We start from the raw sequence: 20,849 nt of genomic DNA on the forward strand, positions 1-20,849 counted from the left end.
AATTTGTTATACCACTTTTGCGAGCCACTCACCACAATTTGGCATGAAAAAAGCCGCCTGGATCAAGGCGGCTTGAGCGAAAACAAACTTCTGTCGCAGATTAGTTTTGCGTGGCCTGCTGGGCCGGACGATTCTGGCCGGATTGGCCATCGTCAGCCTGCTTGTTCTGCAGGACGGTCCAGATAACCAGCGCGCCTAACAGGTCAAAGATAGCCAGTACGGCGAACAGCGGGCTGAAGCCGATGGTATCAGCCAGCGCACCCACCACCAGCGCAAACATGGTGCTTGCCATCCACGCCGCCATACCGGTCAGACCGTTTGCGGTCGCCACTTCGTTACGGCCAAAGACGTCAGAAGAGAGCGTAATCAGCGCGCCGGACAGGGACTGGTGAGCGAAGCCGCCGAGGCACAGCAGGGCGATAGCGATATACGGGCTGGTGAACAGGCCGATCATGCCAGGGCCAATCATCAGCAGCGCGCCCATGGTAACCACCATTTTACGGGACACAATCAGGTTCACGCCGAACCAGCGCTGGAACAGCGGCGGCAGGTAACCACCGATAACGCAGCCGAGGTCAGCAAACAGCATCGGCATCCACGCAAACATGGCGATTTCTTTCAGGTCGAAGCCGTACACTTTAAACATGAACAGCGGGATCCAGGCGTTGAAGGTACCCCATGCTGGTTCAGCCAGGAAACGCGGCAGGGCGATACCCCAGAAGCGACGGGTCTGAATGATCTGCCACGGAGACATTTTCTTCGCGTTGTTGGTCTGGTGTGCCGCTTCCTGACCGCCAATGATGTACTCGCGCTCTTCATCAGTTAATTTTTTCTGATCGCGCGGGTGTTTGTAGAACACCAGCCAGCACATGGCCCAGATGAAGCTCAGCGCACCGGAGATAATGAACGCCATCTGCCAGCTGTGCATCACGATAGCCCATACCACCAGCGGCGGAGCAATCATGCCGCCGATAGAAGAACCGACGTTGAAATAGCCAACTGCAATAGAGCGCTCTTTCGCCGGGAACCACTCAGAGCTGGCCTTCAGGCCCGCAGGAATCATGGCTGCTTCTGCGGCACCGACCGCGCCACGCGCCACGGCCAGACCGCCCCAGCTACCTGCCAGCGCGGTTGCGCCACAAAAGATAGCCCATGCGACGGCGAAGAAGGCGTAACCGATTTTGGTACCCAGGATGTCCAGAACATAGCCGGCAACCGGCTGCATCACGGTGTAAGCTGCGGAGTAAGCAGCGATGATGTATGAATATTGTTGTGTGGAAATGTGCAGCTCAGCCATCAGCGTTGGCGCAGCTGCCGCCACGGTATTACGTGTCAGGTAACCCAGCACGGTGCCCATCGTCACCAGTGCAATCATGTACCAACGTAACCCTTTAATTTTACGCATGTAAACCTCATCGTGTTGTTATAAATGCGAGTCCTACAGCCATCTTCCCGTTATGCCGGGGGATGTCATTCTCGAAGGGCTTACCGTGGAAGTGCTTCCCGGTACGGCCCGAACTTGCCAGTAAGTACGTGTGCTGAATTCGGTATCCGTACCGCTCAATCAGGTGTCAGTATCGACCATCGCAAATACATTCCGTCGTTCAATGTGTTTCGACGGGGGGCAAGATAACTTGTCATACAACTTTAAAAGGTGAATACCGTCACAAAAGAGGTATTTTCCATAGAGTTTAAGGGGTAGATAGGCCAGGCCAGGCGTGGTGCGGCTTGCAGGGGCGTTTTCGCGATTTTTCTGTCATTTTTTGTCAAGGTTTATTGATCTAACTCACGAAAAAATCTTCGGTTCGGCGAAATTGGTGTGATAACTTTGTTGGCATTACAGATAAACATCTGACCCACTCGTTGAGAGGAAGACGATAATGACCCCGTTTATGACTGAAGATTTCCTGTTAGACACCGAATTTGCTCGCCGTCTGTACCATGACTACGCAAAAGACCAGCCGATTTTCGACTATCACTGCCACCTGCCGCCGCAGCAGGTTGCGGAAGATTACCGTTTTAAAAACCTGTATGACATCTGGCTGAAAGGCGACCACTACAAGTGGCGCGCGATGCGTACCAACGGCGTCGCGGAACGACTGTGCACCGGCGACGCGTCCGATCGCGAGAAGTTTGACGCGTGGGCGGCGACCGTACCGCACACTATCGGGAATCCGTTATACCACTGGACCCACCTGGAACTGCGCCGCCCGTTCGGTATTACGGGTAAACTGCTGTCTCCGACTACCGCAGATGAAATCTGGGATCAGTGCAATGAGCTGCTGGCGCAGGATAAATTCTCCGCGCGCGGCATCATGAAGCAGATGAACGTGAAAATGGCCGGCACCACCGATGATCCGATCGATTCTCTCGAACATCACGCCACCATTGCGAAAGACGGTTCTTTCGACGTGAAGGTACTGCCGAGCTGGCGCCCGGATAAAGCCTTCAACATTGAGCAGGCCACTTTCGCTGACTATATGGCTAAACTGGGCGAAGTGTCTGACACTGAAATCCGTCGTTTCGCCGACCTGCAAACCGCGCTGACCAAGCGTCTGGAACACTTCGCCGCGCACGGCTGTAAAGTGTCTGACCACGCGCTGGACGTTGTCCTGTTTGCGGAATCCAACGAAGCGGAGCTGGACAGCATCCTGGCGCGTCGCCTGGCGGGTGAAACCCTCAGCGAGCACGAAGTTGCGCAGTTCAAAACCGCCGTGCTGGTGTTCCTCGGCGCTGAATACGCACGTCGCGAATGGGTACAGCAGTACCACATCGGCGCGCTGCGTAATAACAACTTGCGTCAGTTCAAACTGCTGGGCGCGGATGTCGGCTTCGACTCCATCAACGACCGTCCGATGGCGGAAGAGCTCTCCAAACTGCTGAGCAAGCAGAACGAACAGAATCTGCTGCCGAAAACCATCCTGTACTGCCTGAACCCGCGCGATAACGAAGTGTTGGGCACCATGATCGGTAACTTCCAGGGCGAAGGTATGCCGGGCAAGATGCAGTTCGGTTCCGGCTGGTGGTTCAACGATCAGAAAGACGGCATGGAACGTCAGATGACTCAACTGGCACAGCTGGGCCTGCTGAGCCGCTTCGTCGGTATGCTGACCGACAGCCGTAGCTTCCTGTCTTACACCCGTCACGAATACTTCCGCCGTATTCTGTGCCAGATGATTGGCCGTTGGGTTGCCGCGGGCGAAGCGCCTGCCGACATCCAGCTGCTGGGTGAGATGGTGAAAAATATTTGCTTTAACAATGCGCGTGACTACTTCGGCATTGAACTGAACTAAGGTCTGGGTGAAGGTATGCAATACATCAAGATCCATGCGCTGGATAACGTCGCGGTAGCGCTCGCTGATTTGGCTGAAGGAACCGAAGTCACCGTTGATGGGCAGACAGTAACCCTGCGCCAGGCGGTCTCTCGTGGCCATAAATTCGCTTTACGCGATATCGCGAAAGGTGAAAACGTCATTAAATACGGTTTGCCAATCGGTCATACGCTGGTGGACGTGGCGGCGGGTGAGCATATTCACGCTCACAACACGCGCACGAATCTGAGCGACCTGGACACGTATAGCTACCACCCTGATTTCCAGGCGGAAGTTGCCCAGGCGGCCGATCGCGACGTGCAGATTTATCGCCGCGCGAACGGTGATGTAGGGGTGCGTAACGAACTGTGGATCCTGCCGACCGTTGGCTGCGTCAACGCGATGGCACGCCAGATGCAGAATCGTTTTCTGAAAGAGACGAATGACGCCGAAGGTATCGACGGCGTGCATCTCTTCAGTCACACCTACGGCTGCTCACAGCTCGGCGATGACCACATCAACACCCGCACCATGCTGCAAAACATGGTGCGCCATCCGAATGCGGGTGCCGTGCTGGTGGTGGGCCTGGGCTGCGAAAACAACCAGGTTGATGCGTTCCGCGAAACCCTTGGCGAGTTCGATCCTGAACGCGTTCACTTTATGGTCTGCCAACACCAGGAAGACGAAGTGGAAGCGGGGATCGAACATCTCCATCAGCTGTACAACGTGATGCGTAACGACAAACGTGAGCCGGGCAAACTGAGCGAGCTGAAGTTTGGTCTGGAGTGCGGCGGGTCCGATGGCCTCTCCGGCATTACCGCCAACCCGATGCTGGGACGTTTCTCCGACTACGTGATTGCCAACGGCGGTACCACGGTACTGACCGAGGTGCCGGAAATGTTTGGCGCGGAGCAATTGCTGATGGATCACTGCCGCGATGAAGAAACGTTCGGCAAGCTGGTGACCATGGTCAATGACTTCAAGCAGTACTTCATTGCCCACGACCAGCCGATCTACGAGAACCCATCGCCGGGCAACAAAGCGGGCGGTATTACCACGCTGGAAGACAAATCGCTCGGCTGTACTCAGAAAGCGGGTTCCAGCAAGGTGGTTGATGTTCTGCGTTACGGCGAACGCCTGAAAACGCCGGGTCTGAACCTGCTGAGCGCGCCGGGTAACGACGCGGTGGCGACCAGTGCCTTAGCGGGCGCGGGCTGTCATATGGTGCTGTTCAGTACCGGTCGCGGTACGCCTTACGGTGGTTTTGTGCCGACGGTGAAAATTGCCACTAACAGCGAACTGGCGGAGAAGAAGAAACACTGGATCGACTTCAACGCGGGCCAACTGATTCACGGTAAAGCGATGCCGCAGCTGCTGGAAGAGTTTGTTGATGTCATCGTCGACTTCGCTAACGGCAAGCAGACCTGCAACGAGCGCAATGACTTCCGCGAACTGGCTATCTTTAAGAGCGGCGTCACGTTGTAATAAAAATGTGATCTGATACGATAAAACGGCGTTTCATCTTCTGAAACGCCGTTTTTTTATGCATGCTTAACAGGGATCCCCTTCCATGACTGCGTATTGGCTTGCCCAGGGCGTGGGCGTTCTGGCGTTTTTGATCGGTATCACCACCTTTATCAACCGCGACGAACGACGCTTCAAGTTTCAGCTTTCACTCTACAGTGCCACCATCGGCGTGCACTTCTTTCTGATGGGCGCGTTTCCCGCGGGGATGAGCGCTGAACTCAACGTCATCCGTACCCTTATTTCGGTTTATACGCGCCGTATTTGGGTGATGTTTGTGTTTATCGCGCTGACGCTCATCCTCGGCCTTAGCAAACTGCAGCACGCCATGGAGCTGCTGCCGATTGCCGGGACCGTCGCCAGTACCTGGGCGCTGTTTCGCTGTAAAGGGCTGACGGTACGCTGCGTGATGTGGTGTTCAACCGCCTGCTGGGTGATTCACAACTTCTGGCTTGGCTCGATTGGCGGTACGTTGATTGAGGGGAGTTTTCTGGTCATGAACGGCCTGAATATCATTCGTTTCTGGTGCATGCAGCGTAAAGGTATTGACCCGTTCAAGGTGGAAAAGAAAGTACAGGAAGAAACCCCCTCCACCTGACGGCGGAGGGGAGATGGGATTAGCTACGGAGCGCGTTTTTCTCGAGGCGAGCATCTTCTGCCTGGCAGGCCGCCGCGGTGAACAGAACGTCGGTCGACGAGTTCAGCGCGGTTTCGCAGGAGTCCTGCAGCACGCCGATGATAAAGCCGACGGCCACAACCTGCATGGCGACATCGTTAGAGATCCCGAACATGTTACAGGCCAGCGGGATCAGCAGCAGAGAGCCCCCCGCCACGCCGGAAGCGCCGCAGGCACACAGGGAGGCCACCACGCTCAACAGCAGCGCGGTCAATAAATCAACCGGCACCCCCAGCGTATGCACGGCGGCCAGCGTCAGTACGGTGATGGTGATCGCCGCGCCGGCCATGTTGATGGTCGCACCCAGCGGAATAGAGACCGAGTAGGTATCTTTGTCCAGATTCAGTTTTTCACACAGCGCCATGTTCACCGGAATATTGGCCGCAGAGCTGCGGGTAAAGAAGGCGTAGACGCCGCTTTCACGCAGGCAGGCCATCACCAGCGGGTACGGGTTACGGCGAATTTTCCAGTAGACCAGCAGCGGGTTGATCACCAGCGCCACCAGCAGCATGCAGCCGACCAGCACCAGCAGCAGCTGCGCATAGCCCCACAGGGTGCTAAAGCCGGTGGTCGCCAGCGTGGAAGAGACCAGGCCGAAGATACCCAGCGGCGCGAAGCGGATCACCAGTTTCACCATAAAGGTCACGGCATTAGAGATGTCGTTGATCAGATTCTTAGTGGTCTCATTGCCGTGGCGCAGCGCGAAGCCCAGACCAACTGCCCACACCAGAATACCGATATAGTTGGCGTTAAGCAGCGCATTAATCGGGTTGGAGACCATGCTCATCAGCAGGCTGCGCATAACTTCAACGATACCCGACGGCGGCGCGATATCTTCCGCTGCCGCGCTCAGGTGCAGCGTAGACGGGAAGATGAAGCTGAACAGTACGGCGGTTAACGCCGCGGCGAAGGTCCCCAGCAGGTAGAGGAAGAGAATAGGGCGAATATTGGTTTTTTGCCCCTGCTGGTGGTTGGCGATGGAGGACATCACCAGCATCAGAACCAGTACCGGTGCGACGGCTTTCAGCGCCCCGACAAACAGCGTTCCCAGCAGCCCAACGGCGATGGCCGCGGGTTTAGAAACGATGGCCAGCAGTATCCCCAGTATCAAACCGACCAGGATTTGCTTCACCAGGCTGCCTGCCATAAGGATGCGCAAAAATCCGGGTAACGTGGATTTCGTTGTCATTGTTGTATTCCTTAAAGTGATGAGTTGTGTCTTTCCAGTGACGTATTATTTGTTACGTTTATGTCTGGATGTAAAAAGATGTTTGCTCGATCGAGTATAAGGAAAGTCTGCGTTTGGGGAAGCATAAAATGCTGGAATTTACGCCACACGTCATATTATTTAACCAATAATTTACAACGTGTGACGACAATCAAAAGATGGAGAGGCCCGGGTAAGGCGTTTACGCCAGCCCCCCGGGCGATGAGGCGAGATTCCCGGCGTGGTTTTTCTCAGCCGGGAAAAAATTTTACATTTTCTTTTCTTTCATATCGTTACGGTGATTAACCCAGGCGTTGATGAGCAGCGTCAATGCCAGAATCCCACCGACAACGCCCAGCGATACCGAGATAGGGATATGGTAGAAATCGACGATCAGCATCTTAATGCCGATAAACACCAGGATCACCGACAGGCCGTATTTCAGCATCGAGAAGCGCTCCGCCACGCCTGCCAGCAGGAAGTACATCGCGCGCAGGCCGAGGATGGCGAACAGGTTAGACGTCAGCACGATAAACGGATCGGTAGTGACCGCAAAGATCGCCGGAATGCTGTCGACCGCGAAGATCACATCGCTTAGCTCAACCAGAATCAGCACCAGCAGCAGCGGCGTGGCGAACAGTACGCCGTTTTTACGCGTGAAGAAGTGCTCGTTCTCGATCTTGTCGGTCATGCGTAGGTGGCTGCGCAGCCAGCGTACCAGCGGTTTATCGCCGATCCCGCCTTCATCTTCTTTCGCCAGCGCCATCTTGATGCCGGTAAACAGCAGAAACGCGCCGAAAACGTACAGCAGCCATTCGAACTGAGAAATCAACCAGCTACCGGCGAAGATCATGATCGTACGCAGCACGATCGCGCCCAGAACGCCGTACACCAGCACTCGACGCTGCAGCGCGGCGGGCACCGAGAAGTAGCTGAACAGCATCAGCCAGACGAAGACGTTATCTACCGCCAGCGATTTCTCGATCAGATAGCCGGTGAGAAACGCCAGCGCCTGAGGGTCGGCCACCGCGCGGCCCTGGGTCTGCACCAGATACCACCAGAATGCAGCGTTAAACAGTAATGAGAGGGTGACCCAGACCAGCGACCAGCTTGCTGCCTGCTTCATGGACATGGTGTGAGCGCCGCGCCGCCCCTGTAAAAACAGGTCGATGGCCAGCATGATAACCACGACGACAGCGAATCCGCCCCAGAGCAACGGTGTGCCGACAGTATTCATAGAAATTTCCTTACGCATAAAAAAACGGCTAACGTCAGAAGACGATAGCCGTTGCTTTTTATGCATAGACCTCGCCTTCCGGCAAGGTCTCACTTACAACAAAAAAGAATGCGCTGACGCATTCCTTTTTCGTTGCCCGGCGACCGGATACGTTTTCACGTATCGTAATGACGATCCACCGACAAGGAAGTTACTCCCCTTTGCAGGTAACAAAATATGACAGGCCATTGATTTCGTCAATGGCCGACAATATCCGTTTACGTTGCTTTACGCATCCGCCGGGAAGACGACGCCGGTCTGGCGACGAATCTCGGTCTGAACTTTGGCGGTAATGCGGCTGACTTCCAGCCCCGGGTGGTCAACTTCGTTGTTTTCGACCAGGCGCGCAAACTCTTCGGCTTCATACAGCATAGTATTAATATGCTGCGGCTGGCTGAGATCCTGCGCTTTACTGCCGCGCGGCACGAAGGAGACTTTCTGGCATTCGGAGATTTTCTCAATCACCAGCGCGCCCGCCTCACCCTGAATTTCGCTTGGCAGGGTAGAGTCGCTGACTTTCGAGTGTTGCAGCGTCACGCTGAAGTCGCCGTAGTCCAGCATCACCACGCCGTGGGCATCCACGCCGCTCTCCAGCAGGCTGGCCGAAGCCTGAATCTGCTGCGGTTCTCCCCACAGCGCGATGGCGGAGGCCAGACAGTAAAAACCGATATCCATAATCGAACCGTTGGAGAAGGCCGGGTTAAAGGTATTTGGATTTTCGCCGTCGAGATAGCGCTGGTAGCGCGAAGAGTACTGGCAGTAATTGATAAACGCCTTACGAATCTGCCCAAGTTTCGGCAGCGCCTGCTGGAGCTGCTGGAAGTTCGGCAGGCTGGCGGTTTTAAACGCTTCGAACAGCACCACCTGATTTTCGCGGGCCGCGGCGATCACCCGCTCGGCTTCGTCAATATTGGAAGCCAGCGGCTTCTCGCAGATGACGTGCTTTTTATGGCGCAAGAACAGCTCGGTTTGCGGGGCGTGCAGCGAGTTTGGGCTGGCAATATACACCGCATCAATATCTTCGCTTTGCGCCATCGCCTCTAACGAGGTGAAGAGGTGCTCAACAAGATAATCATTAGCGAAGCTTTGCGCCTGTTCAAGGCTACGGGAATAGACGGCGGTCAACTTGAACTTGCCGGTCTCATGGGCGGCATCGACAAACTGACGGGTGATCCAGTTTGTTCCAATCACAGCGAAACGTATCATAAACGCCTTCAGGCTCCATAAAGGGATTCTGCCGTCAATGTAACACGCCTTTATGACATTGCCAGTGCCCGACTACGCAGTTTCCTTTAACGAAAGATGCGTCAGCCAAAGACGGGTATCAAACTCCAGTTGGTGGTACTGCGGCTCCATATGGCAGCACAGCTGGTAGAACGCTTTGTTGTGATCTTTTTCTTTCAGATGCGCCAGCTCATGCACCACGATCATCTTCAGAAAGGGTTCCGGCGCAGTACGGAAAACGGTCGCGACGCGAATTTCCGCTTTGGCTTTCAGCTTGCCGCCCTGTACGCGCGACACCGCGGTGTGTAGCCCCAGCGCGTTTTTCAATACGTGGATCTTGTTGTCGTACATCACTTTATTGATCGGCGGCGCGTTGCGCAGATACTGGCTTTTCAGATCCTGGGTGTACTGCCAGAGCGCTTTATCGGTGGCGAAATCGTGCGCGCCCGGATAGCGTTTTTCCAGCACTGCCCCCAGACGCTGTTCAGCAATCAGCGTTCTCACCTGAGAAAGCAGGTGTTCCGGGTAGCCCTGGAGGTAAGTTAGTTGGTTCATCTTCACCCATGCCAATCATAAAAAGTGTATACTCACGCACCCTTTTCAGGGATAAGCCGAAATTTTACCATTCAGGAGGGCCGATGAGCCACACAGACAACGGTTTCCGTTCACTGACACTTAAACGTTTCCCGGAGACGGACGACGTTAACCCACTGCTGGCGTGGGAAGCAGCCGATGAATATCTGCTGCAACAGCTGGACGATACTGAGATTCGCGGCCCGGTGCTTATCCTGAATGATACCTTCGGCGCGCTGGCCTGCGCACTGGCGGAGCATACGCCGTACAGCATCGGCGACTCCTACTTAAGCGAGTTGGCGACCCGAGAAAACCTGCGCCATAACGATATCGCCGAATCGAGCGTGAAATTTCTCGATAGCACTGCGGAATACCCGCAGGCGCCCGGCGTCGTGCTGATTAAAATCCCTAAAACCATGGCGCTGCTGGAGCAGCAGCTGCGCGCGCTGCGTGAAGTGGTTACGCCAGAAACGCGTATTATCGCCGGGGCGAAAGCACGCGACATTCACACCTCGACGCTGGAACTGTTCGAGAAGGTTCTGGGCCCAACCACCACCACGCTGGCATGGAAAAAGGCGCGTCTGATTAACGGCACCTTTACCAAACCGGCGCTGGCCGACACCGCCCAGACCCTGAGCTGGAAGCTGGAAGGCACCGGCTGGACCATCCACAACCATGCTAACGTCTTCTCCCGTACCGGGCTGGATATCGGCGCGCGTTTCTTTATGCAGTACCTGCCGGAAAACCTGGAAGGGGAGATTGTGGACCTCGGCTGTGGCAACGGCGTACTGGGCATGACCCTGCTGGCGAAAAACCCGCAGGCGCAGGTGGTGTTCGTGGATGAATCGCCGATGGCTGTGGCCTCCAGCCGCCTGAACGTCGAGACCAACCTGCCGGATGCGCTGGACCGCAGCGAGTTTATGATTAACAACGCGCTCTCCGGCGTCGAGCCGTTCCGCTTCAACGCGGTGTTCTGCAACCCGCCGTTCCACCAGAAGCACGCGCTGACCGATAACATCGCCTGGGAGATGTTCCACCACGCCCGCCGCTGCCTGAAGATCAACGGCGAGCTGTATATCGTGGCCAACCGTCACCTCGACTACTTCCACAAGCTGAAGAAGATTTTTGGTAACTGCGAGACTATCGCGACGAATCATAAGTTTGTGATTCTGAAAGCGGTGAAGTTAGGTCGTCGTCGTTAATACGGTTAACGGCATAAAATGCCGAATAGTGGCGTAGCCGCTTTATCCGGCATTCTGTTGGAATCGAGCTCCCAAATCATACATTTCCCCCTCTCTAAATAGGCTTCCCCCATTGTGCCTGGTGGTTTTTGACGTAATGTCGTTGCCACTCACTAAGGCAGATAATGTTGCCAAAATGGCAACTCCTGCTATGATATTGCCAATTTGTCAACGGACCTGATGAAGAATGCACCTCATAACACTGAAAGCACTGAAAGATGCGGGGGATAAATTTCCGCAACATAAAACGGAACTCGTGGCTCTGGGAAATGTGTTAGCAAAAGGGTATTTCAGAACACCCACAGCACTAAAAGCGGTGTTTCCCTCTCTGGATAATTTTAAATATCTGGATAAACACTATGTCATTAACATTGGGCGAAACCAACTGCGTGTGGTCGCAATGCTCTTTTTTGAAACGCAAAAATGCTACATACGCCATGTGTTTACCCATAAGGAATATGACATCTTCACGGCGGCGCATCGAACTAAGGGGAAAAAATGATGGTGATTGCAGATATCCTGAAAGCGGGTGAAAAGTTAACGGCAGTTGCGCCTTTTTTGGCGGGTATTCAGAATGATGAGCAGTACGCAGAGGCGCTGGCGTTTGTCGATCATCTGCTGTTAAACGATCCTGATAATCCCTTACTGGATTTGGTTTGTGCCAAAATCAGCGCATGGGAGAACGCGTCACCAGAGTTTGCGGAGTTTAATGCGCAACGTAATGCCATGCCGGCAGGGCTCTCTGTGATCCGTACTCTTATGGATCAATACGGGCTTACACTGTCTGATTTGCCAGAGATTGGCAGCAAGTCGATGGTGTCGCGCGTGTTAAATGGGCAACGCAAACTTACGCTGGATCATGCCAAAAAGTTGGCTGCCCGATTTGGTATTTCACCAGCGTTATTTATTGATTAATAATGAAAGGCATTAAATTTCCAGCGCCAGCTTCGTCCCTTGCGCAATCGCCCGTCGGGCATCCAGTTCGCCCGCTACGTCACTGCCGCCAATTAAGTGCACCGTCTTGCCCGCCGCCAGCAGGGGTCCTTGCAGCGTGCGGTTTGGCTCCTGACCGGCGCAGATAATCACGTTATCGACCGCCAGCAGCTGCGGCTCGCCGCCGATCTCAACATGCAGCCCCGCATCGTCGATCTTCTGATAGCTGACCGCCGGGATCATCTTCACGCCGCGAGAAAGTAGGGTAGTGCGATGGATCCAGCCGGTGGTTTTACCTAACCCTTCGCCCGGCTTGCTGGCCTTACGTTGCAGCATCACAATCTGCCGCGGGCTGCGGGCCAGATGCGGACCCTCAGGGCGCAGGCCGCCTGCCTGCTGCAGGCTGGTATCGATGCCCCATTCCACGCAGAACTCGGCAATATTCTGGCTGGTTGGGTTACCGGGCTGGCTGAGATACATCGCCGTATCAAAGCCGATGCCGCCGCAGCCGATAATCGCCACACGTTGCCCGACTGGCGCTTTATCGCGTAGTACGTCCAGATAGGTCAGCACTTTTGAGTGATCAATGCCTTCAATAGGCGGTGTACGCGGGGTGATCCCGGTGGCGAGGATCGTTTCATCAAAGTTGAGCAGATCGTCTGCGGTGACGCGATGATTCAACCTCAACGTCACACCGGTGACGTCGATCATCCGGCGGTAATAGCGCAGCGTTTCGTAAAACTCTTCTTTGCCGGGGATCTGTTTGGCGACATTAAATTGCCCGCCGATCTCTGCGCTACCGTCGAACAGCGTTACCTGATGACCGCGCGCGGCGGCGTTGATGGCAAACGCCAGCCCCGCAGGGCCAGCGCCGACAACCGCCAGGTTTTTACGCGTAGTCGCCGGAAGGATCGGCATTTTGGTTTCGTGACAAGCGCGAGGGTTAACCAGGCAAGATGTCACCTTGCCGACAAAGATCTGATCGAGGCAGGCCTGGTTGCAGCCAATGCAGGTGTTGATCTCATCGGCGCGACCCGACTGCGCTTTGGAGAGCAGCTCGGCATCGGCGAGGAACGGACGGGCCATCGACACCATATCGGCATCGCCGCGCGCCAGAATATCGTCGGCGACCTGCGGATCGTTAATTCGGTTGGTGGTAACCAGTGGAATCGTCACATGGCCTTTGAGCTTGCGGGTGACCCAGCTAAAGGCGCCGCGCGGTACCGGCGTAGCAATGGTCGGGATCCGCGCTTCGTGCCAGCCGATCCCGGTGTTGATTATCGTCGCGCCCGCGGCTTCGATCGCCTGGGCGAGGCGCACGGTTTCATCAAAGGTGCCGCCGTTGTCGACTAGGTCGAGCATCGACAGACGGTAGATGATAATAAAGTCGTTTCCAACACGCTGGCGTACGGCGCGCACCACTTCGACGGCAAAGCGCATGCGGTTGTCGTAGTTACCGCCCCATTCATCGTCGCGCAGGTTGGTGCGCGCGGCGAGAAATTCGTTAATCAGATAGCCTTCTGAGCCCATCACTTCCACACCGTCATAGCCCGCCTCCCGCGCCAGCTGGGCGCAGCGTGCGAAGTCGTCGATCAGCCCCAGAATACCCTCATGCGTCAGTTCGCGCGGCGTAAAGCGATTGATCGGCGCCTGAAGCGCCGAAGGGGCGACGAGGTTTGGTTGATAGCTGTAGCGGCCAGTGTGCAGAATTTGCAGCGCAATTTTGCCACCTTCCTGATGCACGGCATCGGTAATTGTGCGGTGGTGCGGCAGTTGGCTGACGTCATTCAGCATCGCGCCGCCCGCCATCCCCACACCGGTGGGATCCGGCGCTATCCCGCCGCTGACGATCAGCGCCACGCCATGACGTGCGCGTTCGGCGTAGAAGACCGCCAGTCGCTCAGCGCCGTCAGGGTACTCCTCCAGCCCGGTATGCATCGAACCCATCAGCACACGGTTTTTCAGCTGGGTAAAACCCAGATCGAGCGGGGCGAACAGCGACGGATAGCTCATAAGGATGTCCAGTATGTGAAATTATTGTTATGTGGTCGGATGAGTTACTAATTTAGCCGTCGGCGCCAAAAAGGGAAAAGGGGAATGCAATGATTGTGATGGGATTCAAAGAACGCCCCCGCAGCGCGAGGGCGCCATTCAGGCAAAAGTGACGCGTTTTCCAATGGAATCAAACAGGTGAAGATTTGATTCCTGTACCGTTAGGGTTAGCGGGCTTTGTGCCGGGAAACTCAATTGCTGGAACGATTTCAGACACATTGAATGTCCGCCGACATCGAGCCATACCAGCGTGGAGTCGCCCTGCAGTTCGCACAACCGGGTTCGCCCACTCAGGCTGAAATCGCCTGGCTGCTGGTACTGCATATGCTCCGGACGAATGGCGACGAACATCTTGTCGTTTTCACGAACGCCGAGCGGCTGACGGGAGAGCGGAAAGATGATGTCATCGGCTATGTGCAGAGCACCCTGATGCCAGACGGCAGGCAGAACGTTAATCTTTGGCGTGCCGATAAATTCGGCGACAAACAGGTTTGCCGGCGTGTTGTACAGTTCGAGAGGCGTGCCAACCTGCTCAATTTTGCCCTTATACAGCACCACGATACGATCGGCGAGCGTCATCGCTTCCACCTGATCGTGAGTGACATAAATCATGGTGTTTTTCAGCGTATTATGCAGCTGTTGAATTTCCTGGCGCATCTCCACGCGCAGGGCGGCGTCAAGGTTTGACAGCGGTTCGTCAAACAAAAACAGGTCCGGCTGCTGAACGATAGAGCGGCCAATCGCTACGCGCTGGCGCTGGCCGCCAGAGAGGTTTTGCGGCAGTCGGTCAAGCATCTCATCCAGCTTTAGCATCGATGCGGCGTGAGCAATACGCCGCGTGATTTCCGCTGGCGGGGTATGAATATTGCGTAGGCCAAAAGAGAGGTTCTCCCGCACCGTCATATGTGGATAGAGCGCATAGGACTGGAACACCATCGATAGGCTGCGCTTCCCGGCGGGCAGATGGGTGACCTCTTTCTCACCCATCATCAGTTTGCCGCCATCGGGCATTTCCAACCCGGCAATCATGCGCAACAGCGTTGATTTACCACAACCGGAGGGCCCAACCAGCACGATAAATTCACCAGAGGCGATTTCCAGCGAGAGGTTCTCAATGATGGTGGATTTGTCATATTGCTTATGAATATTGCTGAGTGAAAGGGCTGTCATAGCGTCTCCTTCGCGCTGCGTTGGGCGGCAATAAGCGTTAATAGTTCATCGGTTTTTTCGGCGAGCAGAGTGGCATCGCCACGGGTTTCTACATTCAACCGCAACAGCGGTTCGGTGTTGGAGGCGCGAAGATTAAAGCGCCAGTCGGCGAAAGCCAGGCTTATGCCATCGCAATCATCACGCAGCGGCGATGCTGGTTGATAGTGTTCAGCCATGCGCTCTAAGATGGCGGCAGGATCCTCGACGGATAAATTGATTTCGCCGGAGACCGGATAGCGAGCCTGGGCATGGGCAATACGCTGTGAAAGCGGCAGACTACCGTTGCTAATAATTTGCAGCATCAAGACCAGTGGAATCATCCCGCTATCGCAGTAGCCAAAATCGCGAAAATAGTGATGGCCGCTCATTTCACCGCCGTAAATGGCATCCTCTTTACGCATGCGTGCTTTGATAAATGCATGGCCGGTTTTACTGATGATCGGGATTCCTCCGCCGCGAGCCACAACGTCCAGCGTATTCCATGTCAGACGCGGGTCCAGAATGATGCGACTGCCAGCGGATCGCCGCAGGAAGTGTTCGGCAAACAGGCCAACCAGGTAGTAGCTCTCAATAAAGCAGCCACATTCATCGAAGAAAAAGCAGCGGTCGAAATCGCCGTCCCAGGCGATGCCGAAATCGGCCTTATTATCGATAACCGCCTGCTGGGTGACGAGGCGGTTTTCCGTCAGCATCGGGTTGGGGACTCCCGCGGGAAAACGGCCGTCTGGCTCATGGTACAGGCGAATAAGTTCAATCTGTACGCCCGCACGCGCTAGCCCGTCGGCGAGCGCGTCAAGCGCAGGCCCCGCGTTACCATGCCCGGCATTGGTCACAATGCGTAGGGGGCGCGTGAGCGGGTGCTTAAGAAAACGCAGCAGGCAGTTTACCCAGGCCGGTCGATTATCAAACGACAGAAGGTGACCGCGATGAACGACGGGAGGAAAGTTGTTTTTTTCGGCCAGCGATTTTATCTCCAGCAGGCCATTGTCATTACTGATGGGGCGAGCCTCTTCGCGCACCAGTTTCATACCGTTGTACTGGGCGGGATTATGGCTGGCGGTGACCTGGATACCGCCGTCTGCCCGCAGCTCACGGGTGGCGAAATAGATCTCTTCGGTGCCGCACAGACCGATATCAATGACGTCAACGCCGCTGGCGATAAGCCCTTCCGACAGCGCTGTTTTCAGCGCTTCTGAACTCAGACGAACGTCGGCGCCGACAACTACGCGCCTGGGGTGCAGCCACGCAGCGTAAGCGCGACCAATGCGACAGGCGATGTCCGGCGTGAGAGAGACGCCGACTTCACCGCGAATGTCGTAGGCTTTAAAACAGGTTAGTTCATCCATAATCCACTCTTCTGTTAAGCAATGTGCGTTCAGGCGCTCTCCCGCGCGATGAGCTGGTATTCCAGCGCATGGTGGGTAACAGGCCCGTTAGTGAGGAGTAATTCCACGGCAATTTCGCCTTTGCGTTCCGCATCCTGCGCAATGGTGGTGAGGCCAATACCGTTCACTTCGGGGATGATATTGTCGAAGCCGGTAATCGCCACCCGCTGTGGGATAGCAAGGCGGTGGCGCTGGCAGTAGTTCACCGCGCCGAGCGCAAAGCGGTCTGAGAGGCAAATTAGCGCGCTAATTTCCGGGTGTGCGGTGAGCAGCGCTTCTGCAGCCAGCTCGCCGTGTTGCTCATCGTGCTGCGTTTCGTACAGCCAGCAGTCGGAGAGCGGAATGGCATGCTGGCGAAAGACCTCGCGGCAGGCGTTAACGCGTGTCAGCATCAGCGTGTTATCGCCTGAAATGGCGTGTTCAAGATGCCGAATTCCCTGTGCGCCGGGGTGTGAAGAGAAGGCGATGATGCCGAAGCGCTGATGCCCTTTGTTGAGTAAATAGGCGGCGATATCGCGCATCGCGCTGGCGTTATCGATCGATACGCTGCTGTACTGCGGAAGCTGGAAGTCGAGTGTGACAACCGGAAGGCGACGTGCGAGCGTTTGCTGAATCACCGCGGCGCTATTATGCGTGGCGTTGAGAATATAGCCGTCAACCAGCGTGGTCAGCGACGGCGTTTTGTGGGAAGCGCCTTTACGCAGAGGGATGAGTACCAGATTGATATTTTGCGCTTCACAGCGTACGGCGATTCCGCGCATCAGCTTAATATCATGTGGGTCGATAAACACATAGCTCATCGAATCATTGAAAATTACGCCGATGGTGTCTGATTTTCCTGTCCTCAACGCTCGCGCCAGCTTATCCGGCCCCTGAAATCCGACTTCCTGCGCATAACGTAAAATGCGCTCACGTAATTCAATAGACAGTTTTTCGGGATTATTCCATGCATTTGAGATGGTGGTATGGGATATACCCATTTCTTTGGCCAATGATTTTATTGTTATTGCCGCTGTTTTTTCTTTTTTATATTTGTCTGTTGCCGTCTTTTTATTTTTTGTATTCATATTGTGTATGTGTCTGGTTTTTTACCTCTGAATGTTGATGGCAGAGTTTATCGTTAAACAAAAATAGTTTTGTGATTTGTTTAACGTTAAACATAAATAAGGGGTGTTAGCTTACGCACCATTCAAAGCAGGGTAGCGGTAAACCAATAACACTTATTGAGAGTTAGGGAGAAATATCGTGAAAGTTGCAGCGGTTGCTAAATTAACGGCGTCAATATTACTTAGCTTATGTATTTCCGGTTGTGGTCCTGATGATAAAAAGGACGAGCAAGCCGATGCCAAAACCCCCATTAAAATGTGGGTGGCGCCGAATGAAAATGAAGAAGCCTTCTGGAATAAAATGGTTACGGAGTGGAATAAAGACCCTGCCCATACTCCCGTCGAGTTTACCACGATTCCTGCGGCGAATAGTTCCGAAGAAGCAATCATGAATGCCCTCGCCTCCGGAACGGAACCTGATATTTCCAGTAATATATTTATTGGCTTTGCCAGTCAGTTGGTCGACGTAGGGCAAATTGAAGATTTGTCGAAAATGCCCGGCTTTAATGAACTGGTTAAAACGCGCCAGATGTCGACGATTCTTCCGGCCTGGAAGCTAAACGGCCAGCAAAACGTACTGCCTATCTATGTGAATCCGATCGTCTGGTGGTGGCGCGGCGACCTGCTAAAGAAATACGGATTTGACCATGTACCGACAACCTATAACGAACTGTATCAACTGGCGGAGCGTCGTGCGGCGGACAATCACGGTTACGTAATGCAGCTAACGGCGGGGAAAAACTGGTGGGAGCGTTGGTTCGACTTCATCCCGCTGTACTATGCGCAGAGCGGCGGTAAATCCTACATCGCGGATAAAAAAGCCGACTTCGGCAATCCAGCGGGTCAGGCGGTGTTGACGTTTATGGGGAAAGTGTTTAACAGCAAGTGGAGCAGCTACGACTTCACCTCCGCAGACGATCCGTTAGCAACTGGCCAGGTGCTGGCTTCCGCGCGCGGCCCGTGGGACCTTGCCCGCTATCGTAAGCAGTATCCTGATGTGTTGAAAACTATCCAGATCGGCCCGATGCTGACTGAAAACGGTGACGCTCATCCGCACACCTTTGGCGACAGTAAAGGGATGGTGATGTTCAGCTCCAGCAAACACAAAACGCAGGCCTGGGCCTTTATGCAGTGGGTGTTCAGCAGCGCCGAGCATGACCGTGCCTGGCTTGAGCTGACCGGAATGCCGCCAGCGCGCGCGGATCTGATGACTAACCCTCTGTTTACCGACTATTTCGCTAACCATCCTTTAGAGAAAGACATTGCCTCTTACGTCGACGTCGCGCTGCCGCCGGTCGCTACGACGCAAACGACAGAAATTCAGCGCAGCATGACGCAGATGCTGGAGCGGGTCATTTTCAACAATGAGGCCCCGACAAAAGCGCTTGAACAGTCTCAGCAGGAAATCAACACCCTGCTGGCGAAATAAGGGGGAATAATGGCTGGATATGATTCCCGCACCGGAGGCCTGTTGGCCTCCACCTGGATCGGTTATTCCTTGTTGTTCTGGTTTTATCCGCTGGCCTGGTTGATTGTACTTAGCGTGACGCAGTGGCAGTTTATCGGTATGCCCCGGTTTTCGGGGCTACAAATCTGCTTGGCGTCGTTAACGATGCTCTATTCTGGACCTCAATGTGGAATATCTGTCGCTTTTTGATGTGGTATATTCCGATTGTTTTTATCGCCTCGCTGCTGTTTGCCGCCGGGCTGCGGCGAATTAAATACGGTAAAAGCTTTATTGCGCTGAGTTTCTTATTAGCCAATATCTCTTCCGGAGTGGCCTATTCCATCGTTTTTTCTAAGTTGTTTAGCGAATATGGCCCGGTAAATCAGTTTTTACGGGAAAGTATCGGCGTATCGGTTCCCTGGTTTACGAATCCGGACTGTGCGATGTTATCTATTGCGCTGATTGTGACATGGAAATTTGTCGGCTATTACGGGCTTATTCTTTTTTCCGGGATGCAGGCTATTCCCAATGATATTTACAGCGCGGCCATGCTGGATAAAACCGGGCGGTTTAAACAGGGGTGGGCTATTACGCTGCCGATGATGAATCCGCAAATCGTCATGGTGATGGTGCTGGCGATAACTGTCGCATTCAGTATTTTCACTGAGCCTTATTTAATTACGGGCGGTGGTCCCCTGAATAGCACCACGAGTCCGATGGTGGTGATGTATGAAGCGGCGTTCCAGAATATGAAACCGACCTGGGCGGCAACGATGTCGATTATTGTGGCGGGCTGCAGTTTCCTGGCTATCTGGGTCTTCCGCAAACTGTTTGAAAAAATATCGAGATTGTGTGAATGAAAAAACTCACTCCCCTGAGCCTGTTAGTTCATGTCGTGATGTTTTTACTGGCGCTGAGCTGGCTGTATCCCTTTATCTGGATGACGATCTCTTCGTTGAAGCCGACGGCGGAGATCTATACCACGAGCCTGTTTTCCGGCCATCTGACGCTGGAAAACTACACGTTCCTGTTTGATAACAGCAATCGTGCGGACAAACCTTTTCTGCGCACGTTATTTAACTCACTGTTTGTCTCGATAACCATAACATTGTGCGTCACCGTGACGTCGATGCTGGTGGGGTACGCGCTGGCGAAAGCCGAGTTTCGTGGTAAAAATGCCTTCCGCAACTTACTGATTGTACAGATGGTTTTTCCGGTATTTATGTTCATCATTCCACAGTTTGTGCTGATGCGCGAGCTGGGGCTGGTGAACGGTTATAGTGCGATGATCCTGCCCTACGCCATGAGCGCATGGGGGATCTTTATGGTATCGCAGAGCTTCAAGGGAACGCCGAACGACTATCTTTACGCCGCGCGTCTCGATCACGCCAGCCTGTGGGGGATCCTGCGCCATGTGATGATGCCGCTGAACAAATCGATTCTGGCCATCGTCGCGTTATTTACCTTCTCCAGCTCGTGGGACAACTTCCTCTGGCCCCTGATTGTCATGCGTGACGTCGACAAAATGCCGTTCTCGGTACTGCTGGCGACGTTCAGTAAATCTTACGGCGTCTATCTTGGCCCGGTGATGGCGGGCGCGGTGGTGCAGATGTTGCCGGTAGTGGTGCTGTTTATCCTCTTCCGCAAATATTTCCTGCAGGGCATGTCGTTATCACTGAAATAAG

At 54.5% G+C, this 20,849-nt stretch carries 17 protein-coding genes and 1 pseudogene; 9 read left to right on the forward strand and 9 right to left on the reverse strand.

Annotated elements, in window-relative coordinates:
- Positions 1–100: 100 nt before the first annotated feature.
- Complete coding sequence (locus M989_RS03620) at positions 101–1,405, reverse strand: MFS transporter (RefSeq protein WP_064542128.1); 1,305 nt, start codon at positions 1,403–1,405, stop codon at positions 101–103.
- 475 nt (positions 1,406–1,880) lie between these two features.
- Here M989_RS03620 and uxaC point away from each other — a divergent pair, with 475 nt between their 5' ends.
- The 3 genes from uxaC to M989_RS03635 all read left to right on the forward strand — a co-directional run bounded on the left by uxaC (position 1,881) and on the right by M989_RS03635 (position 5,433).
- Positions 1,881–3,293 (forward strand): glucuronate isomerase, encoded by a 1,413-nt coding sequence (gene uxaC, locus M989_RS03625; protein WP_064542131.1) that lies wholly within the window; start codon positions 1,881–1,883, stop codon positions 3,291–3,293.
- Between the two features lie 15 nt (positions 3,294–3,308).
- On the forward strand, positions 3,309–4,796 hold the full coding sequence (locus tag M989_RS03630; RefSeq protein WP_064542134.1) for a UxaA family hydrolase: 1,488 nt from the start codon (positions 3,309–3,311) through the stop codon (positions 4,794–4,796).
- 85 nt (positions 4,797–4,881) lie between these two features.
- Entirely contained in the window at positions 4,882–5,433 is a 552-nt protein-coding gene (locus M989_RS03635; RefSeq protein ID WP_064542138.1) for a YgjV family protein, read from the forward strand.
- Positions 5,434–5,452: 19 nt separating this feature from the next.
- Here the strand turns inward: M989_RS03635 and sstT are convergent, their stop codons facing one another.
- The 4 genes from sstT to M989_RS03655 all read right to left on the reverse strand — a co-directional run bounded on the left by sstT (position 5,453) and on the right by M989_RS03655 (position 9,773).
- Positions 5,453–6,700: a serine/threonine transporter SstT gene (gene sstT, locus M989_RS03640; RefSeq protein ID WP_064542141.1), complete on the reverse strand. Its 1,248-nt coding sequence runs from the start codon at positions 6,698–6,700 to the stop codon at positions 5,453–5,455.
- A gap of 286 nt (positions 6,701–6,986) precedes the next feature.
- Entirely contained in the window at positions 6,987–7,955 is a 969-nt protein-coding gene (locus tag M989_RS03645; RefSeq protein ID WP_064542144.1) for a TerC family protein, read from the reverse strand.
- A 267-nt stretch (positions 7,956–8,222) separates the two neighbouring features.
- A complete protein-coding gene (locus tag M989_RS03650) occupies positions 8,223–9,200 on the reverse strand; it encodes a Gfo/Idh/MocA family protein (protein ID WP_064542147.1) in 978 nt (325 codons plus the stop codon).
- Between the two features lie 72 nt (positions 9,201–9,272).
- The gene (locus M989_RS03655; RefSeq protein WP_064542149.1) at positions 9,273–9,773 is read right to left on the reverse strand and encodes a M48 metallopeptidase family protein; all 501 of its coding nucleotides are present in this window, start codon (positions 9,771–9,773) and stop codon (positions 9,273–9,275) included.
- A gap of 83 nt (positions 9,774–9,856) precedes the next feature.
- Between M989_RS03655 and rlmG the strand changes: the two genes are divergently transcribed.
- The 3 genes from rlmG to M989_RS03670 all read left to right on the forward strand — a co-directional run bounded on the left by rlmG (position 9,857) and on the right by M989_RS03670 (position 11,947).
- On the forward strand, positions 9,857–10,993 hold the full coding sequence (rlmG, locus tag M989_RS03660; RefSeq protein ID WP_064542152.1) for a 23S rRNA (guanine(1835)-N(2))-methyltransferase RlmG: 1,137 nt from the start codon (positions 9,857–9,859) through the stop codon (positions 10,991–10,993).
- A gap of 226 nt (positions 10,994–11,219) precedes the next feature.
- On the forward strand, positions 11,220–11,534 hold the full coding sequence (locus M989_RS03665; protein WP_064542156.1) for a type II toxin-antitoxin system HigB family toxin: 315 nt from the start codon (positions 11,220–11,222) through the stop codon (positions 11,532–11,534).
- On the forward strand, positions 11,531–11,947 hold the full coding sequence (locus M989_RS03670) for a helix-turn-helix domain-containing protein (RefSeq protein WP_064542159.1): 417 nt from the start codon (positions 11,531–11,533) through the stop codon (positions 11,945–11,947). The genes M989_RS03665 and M989_RS03670 overlap by 4 nt, the downstream gene beginning before the upstream one ends.
- 12 nt (positions 11,948–11,959) lie before the next feature.
- Here M989_RS03670 and M989_RS03675 read toward each other — a convergent pair whose 3' ends face one another.
- The 4 genes from M989_RS03675 to M989_RS03690 form a co-directional block, all read right to left on the reverse strand.
- The gene (locus tag M989_RS03675; protein ID WP_064542162.1) at positions 11,960–13,978 is read right to left on the reverse strand and encodes an NADPH-dependent 2,4-dienoyl-CoA reductase; all 2,019 of its coding nucleotides are present in this window, start codon (positions 13,976–13,978) and stop codon (positions 11,960–11,962) included.
- A gap of 138 nt (positions 13,979–14,116) precedes the next feature.
- Positions 14,117–15,187, reverse strand: coding sequence for an ABC transporter ATP-binding protein (locus M989_RS03680; protein WP_064542164.1), 1,071 nt, complete (start codon positions 15,185–15,187; stop codon positions 14,117–14,119).
- Entirely contained in the window at positions 15,184–16,572 is a 1,389-nt protein-coding gene (locus tag M989_RS03685) for a phosphohexomutase domain-containing protein (RefSeq protein ID WP_064542166.1), read from the reverse strand. Before M989_RS03685 ends, M989_RS03680 begins: the two co-directional genes overlap by 4 nt.
- 29 nt (positions 16,573–16,601) lie before the next feature.
- Entirely contained in the window at positions 16,602–17,591 is a 990-nt protein-coding gene (locus M989_RS03690; protein WP_245191216.1) for a LacI family DNA-binding transcriptional regulator, read from the reverse strand.
- A gap of 265 nt (positions 17,592–17,856) precedes the next feature.
- Here M989_RS03690 and M989_RS03695 point away from each other — a divergent pair, with 265 nt between their 5' ends.
- The 3 genes and pseudogenes from M989_RS03695 (at position 17,857) to M989_RS03705 (ending at position 20,848) form a co-directional block, all read left to right on the forward strand.
- Positions 17,857–19,146: an ABC transporter substrate-binding protein gene (locus tag M989_RS03695; RefSeq protein WP_064542171.1), complete on the forward strand. Its 1,290-nt coding sequence runs from the start codon at positions 17,857–17,859 to the stop codon at positions 19,144–19,146.
- A gap of 9 nt (positions 19,147–19,155) precedes the next feature.
- Positions 19,156–20,024, forward strand: a pseudogene (locus M989_RS03700) (carbohydrate ABC transporter permease).
- Positions 20,021–20,848: a carbohydrate ABC transporter permease gene (locus M989_RS03705; protein ID WP_064542174.1), complete on the forward strand. Its 828-nt coding sequence runs from the start codon at positions 20,021–20,023 to the stop codon at positions 20,846–20,848. The pseudogene M989_RS03700 and the gene M989_RS03705 overlap by 4 nt, the downstream one beginning before the upstream one ends.
- The last annotated feature ends 1 nt before the right edge of the window (position 20,849 follow it).

The organism is Kluyvera georgiana ATCC 51603, from assembly GCF_001654985.1.
Taxonomy (GTDB): Bacteria; Pseudomonadota; Gammaproteobacteria; order Enterobacterales; family Enterobacteriaceae; genus Kluyvera; species Kluyvera georgiana.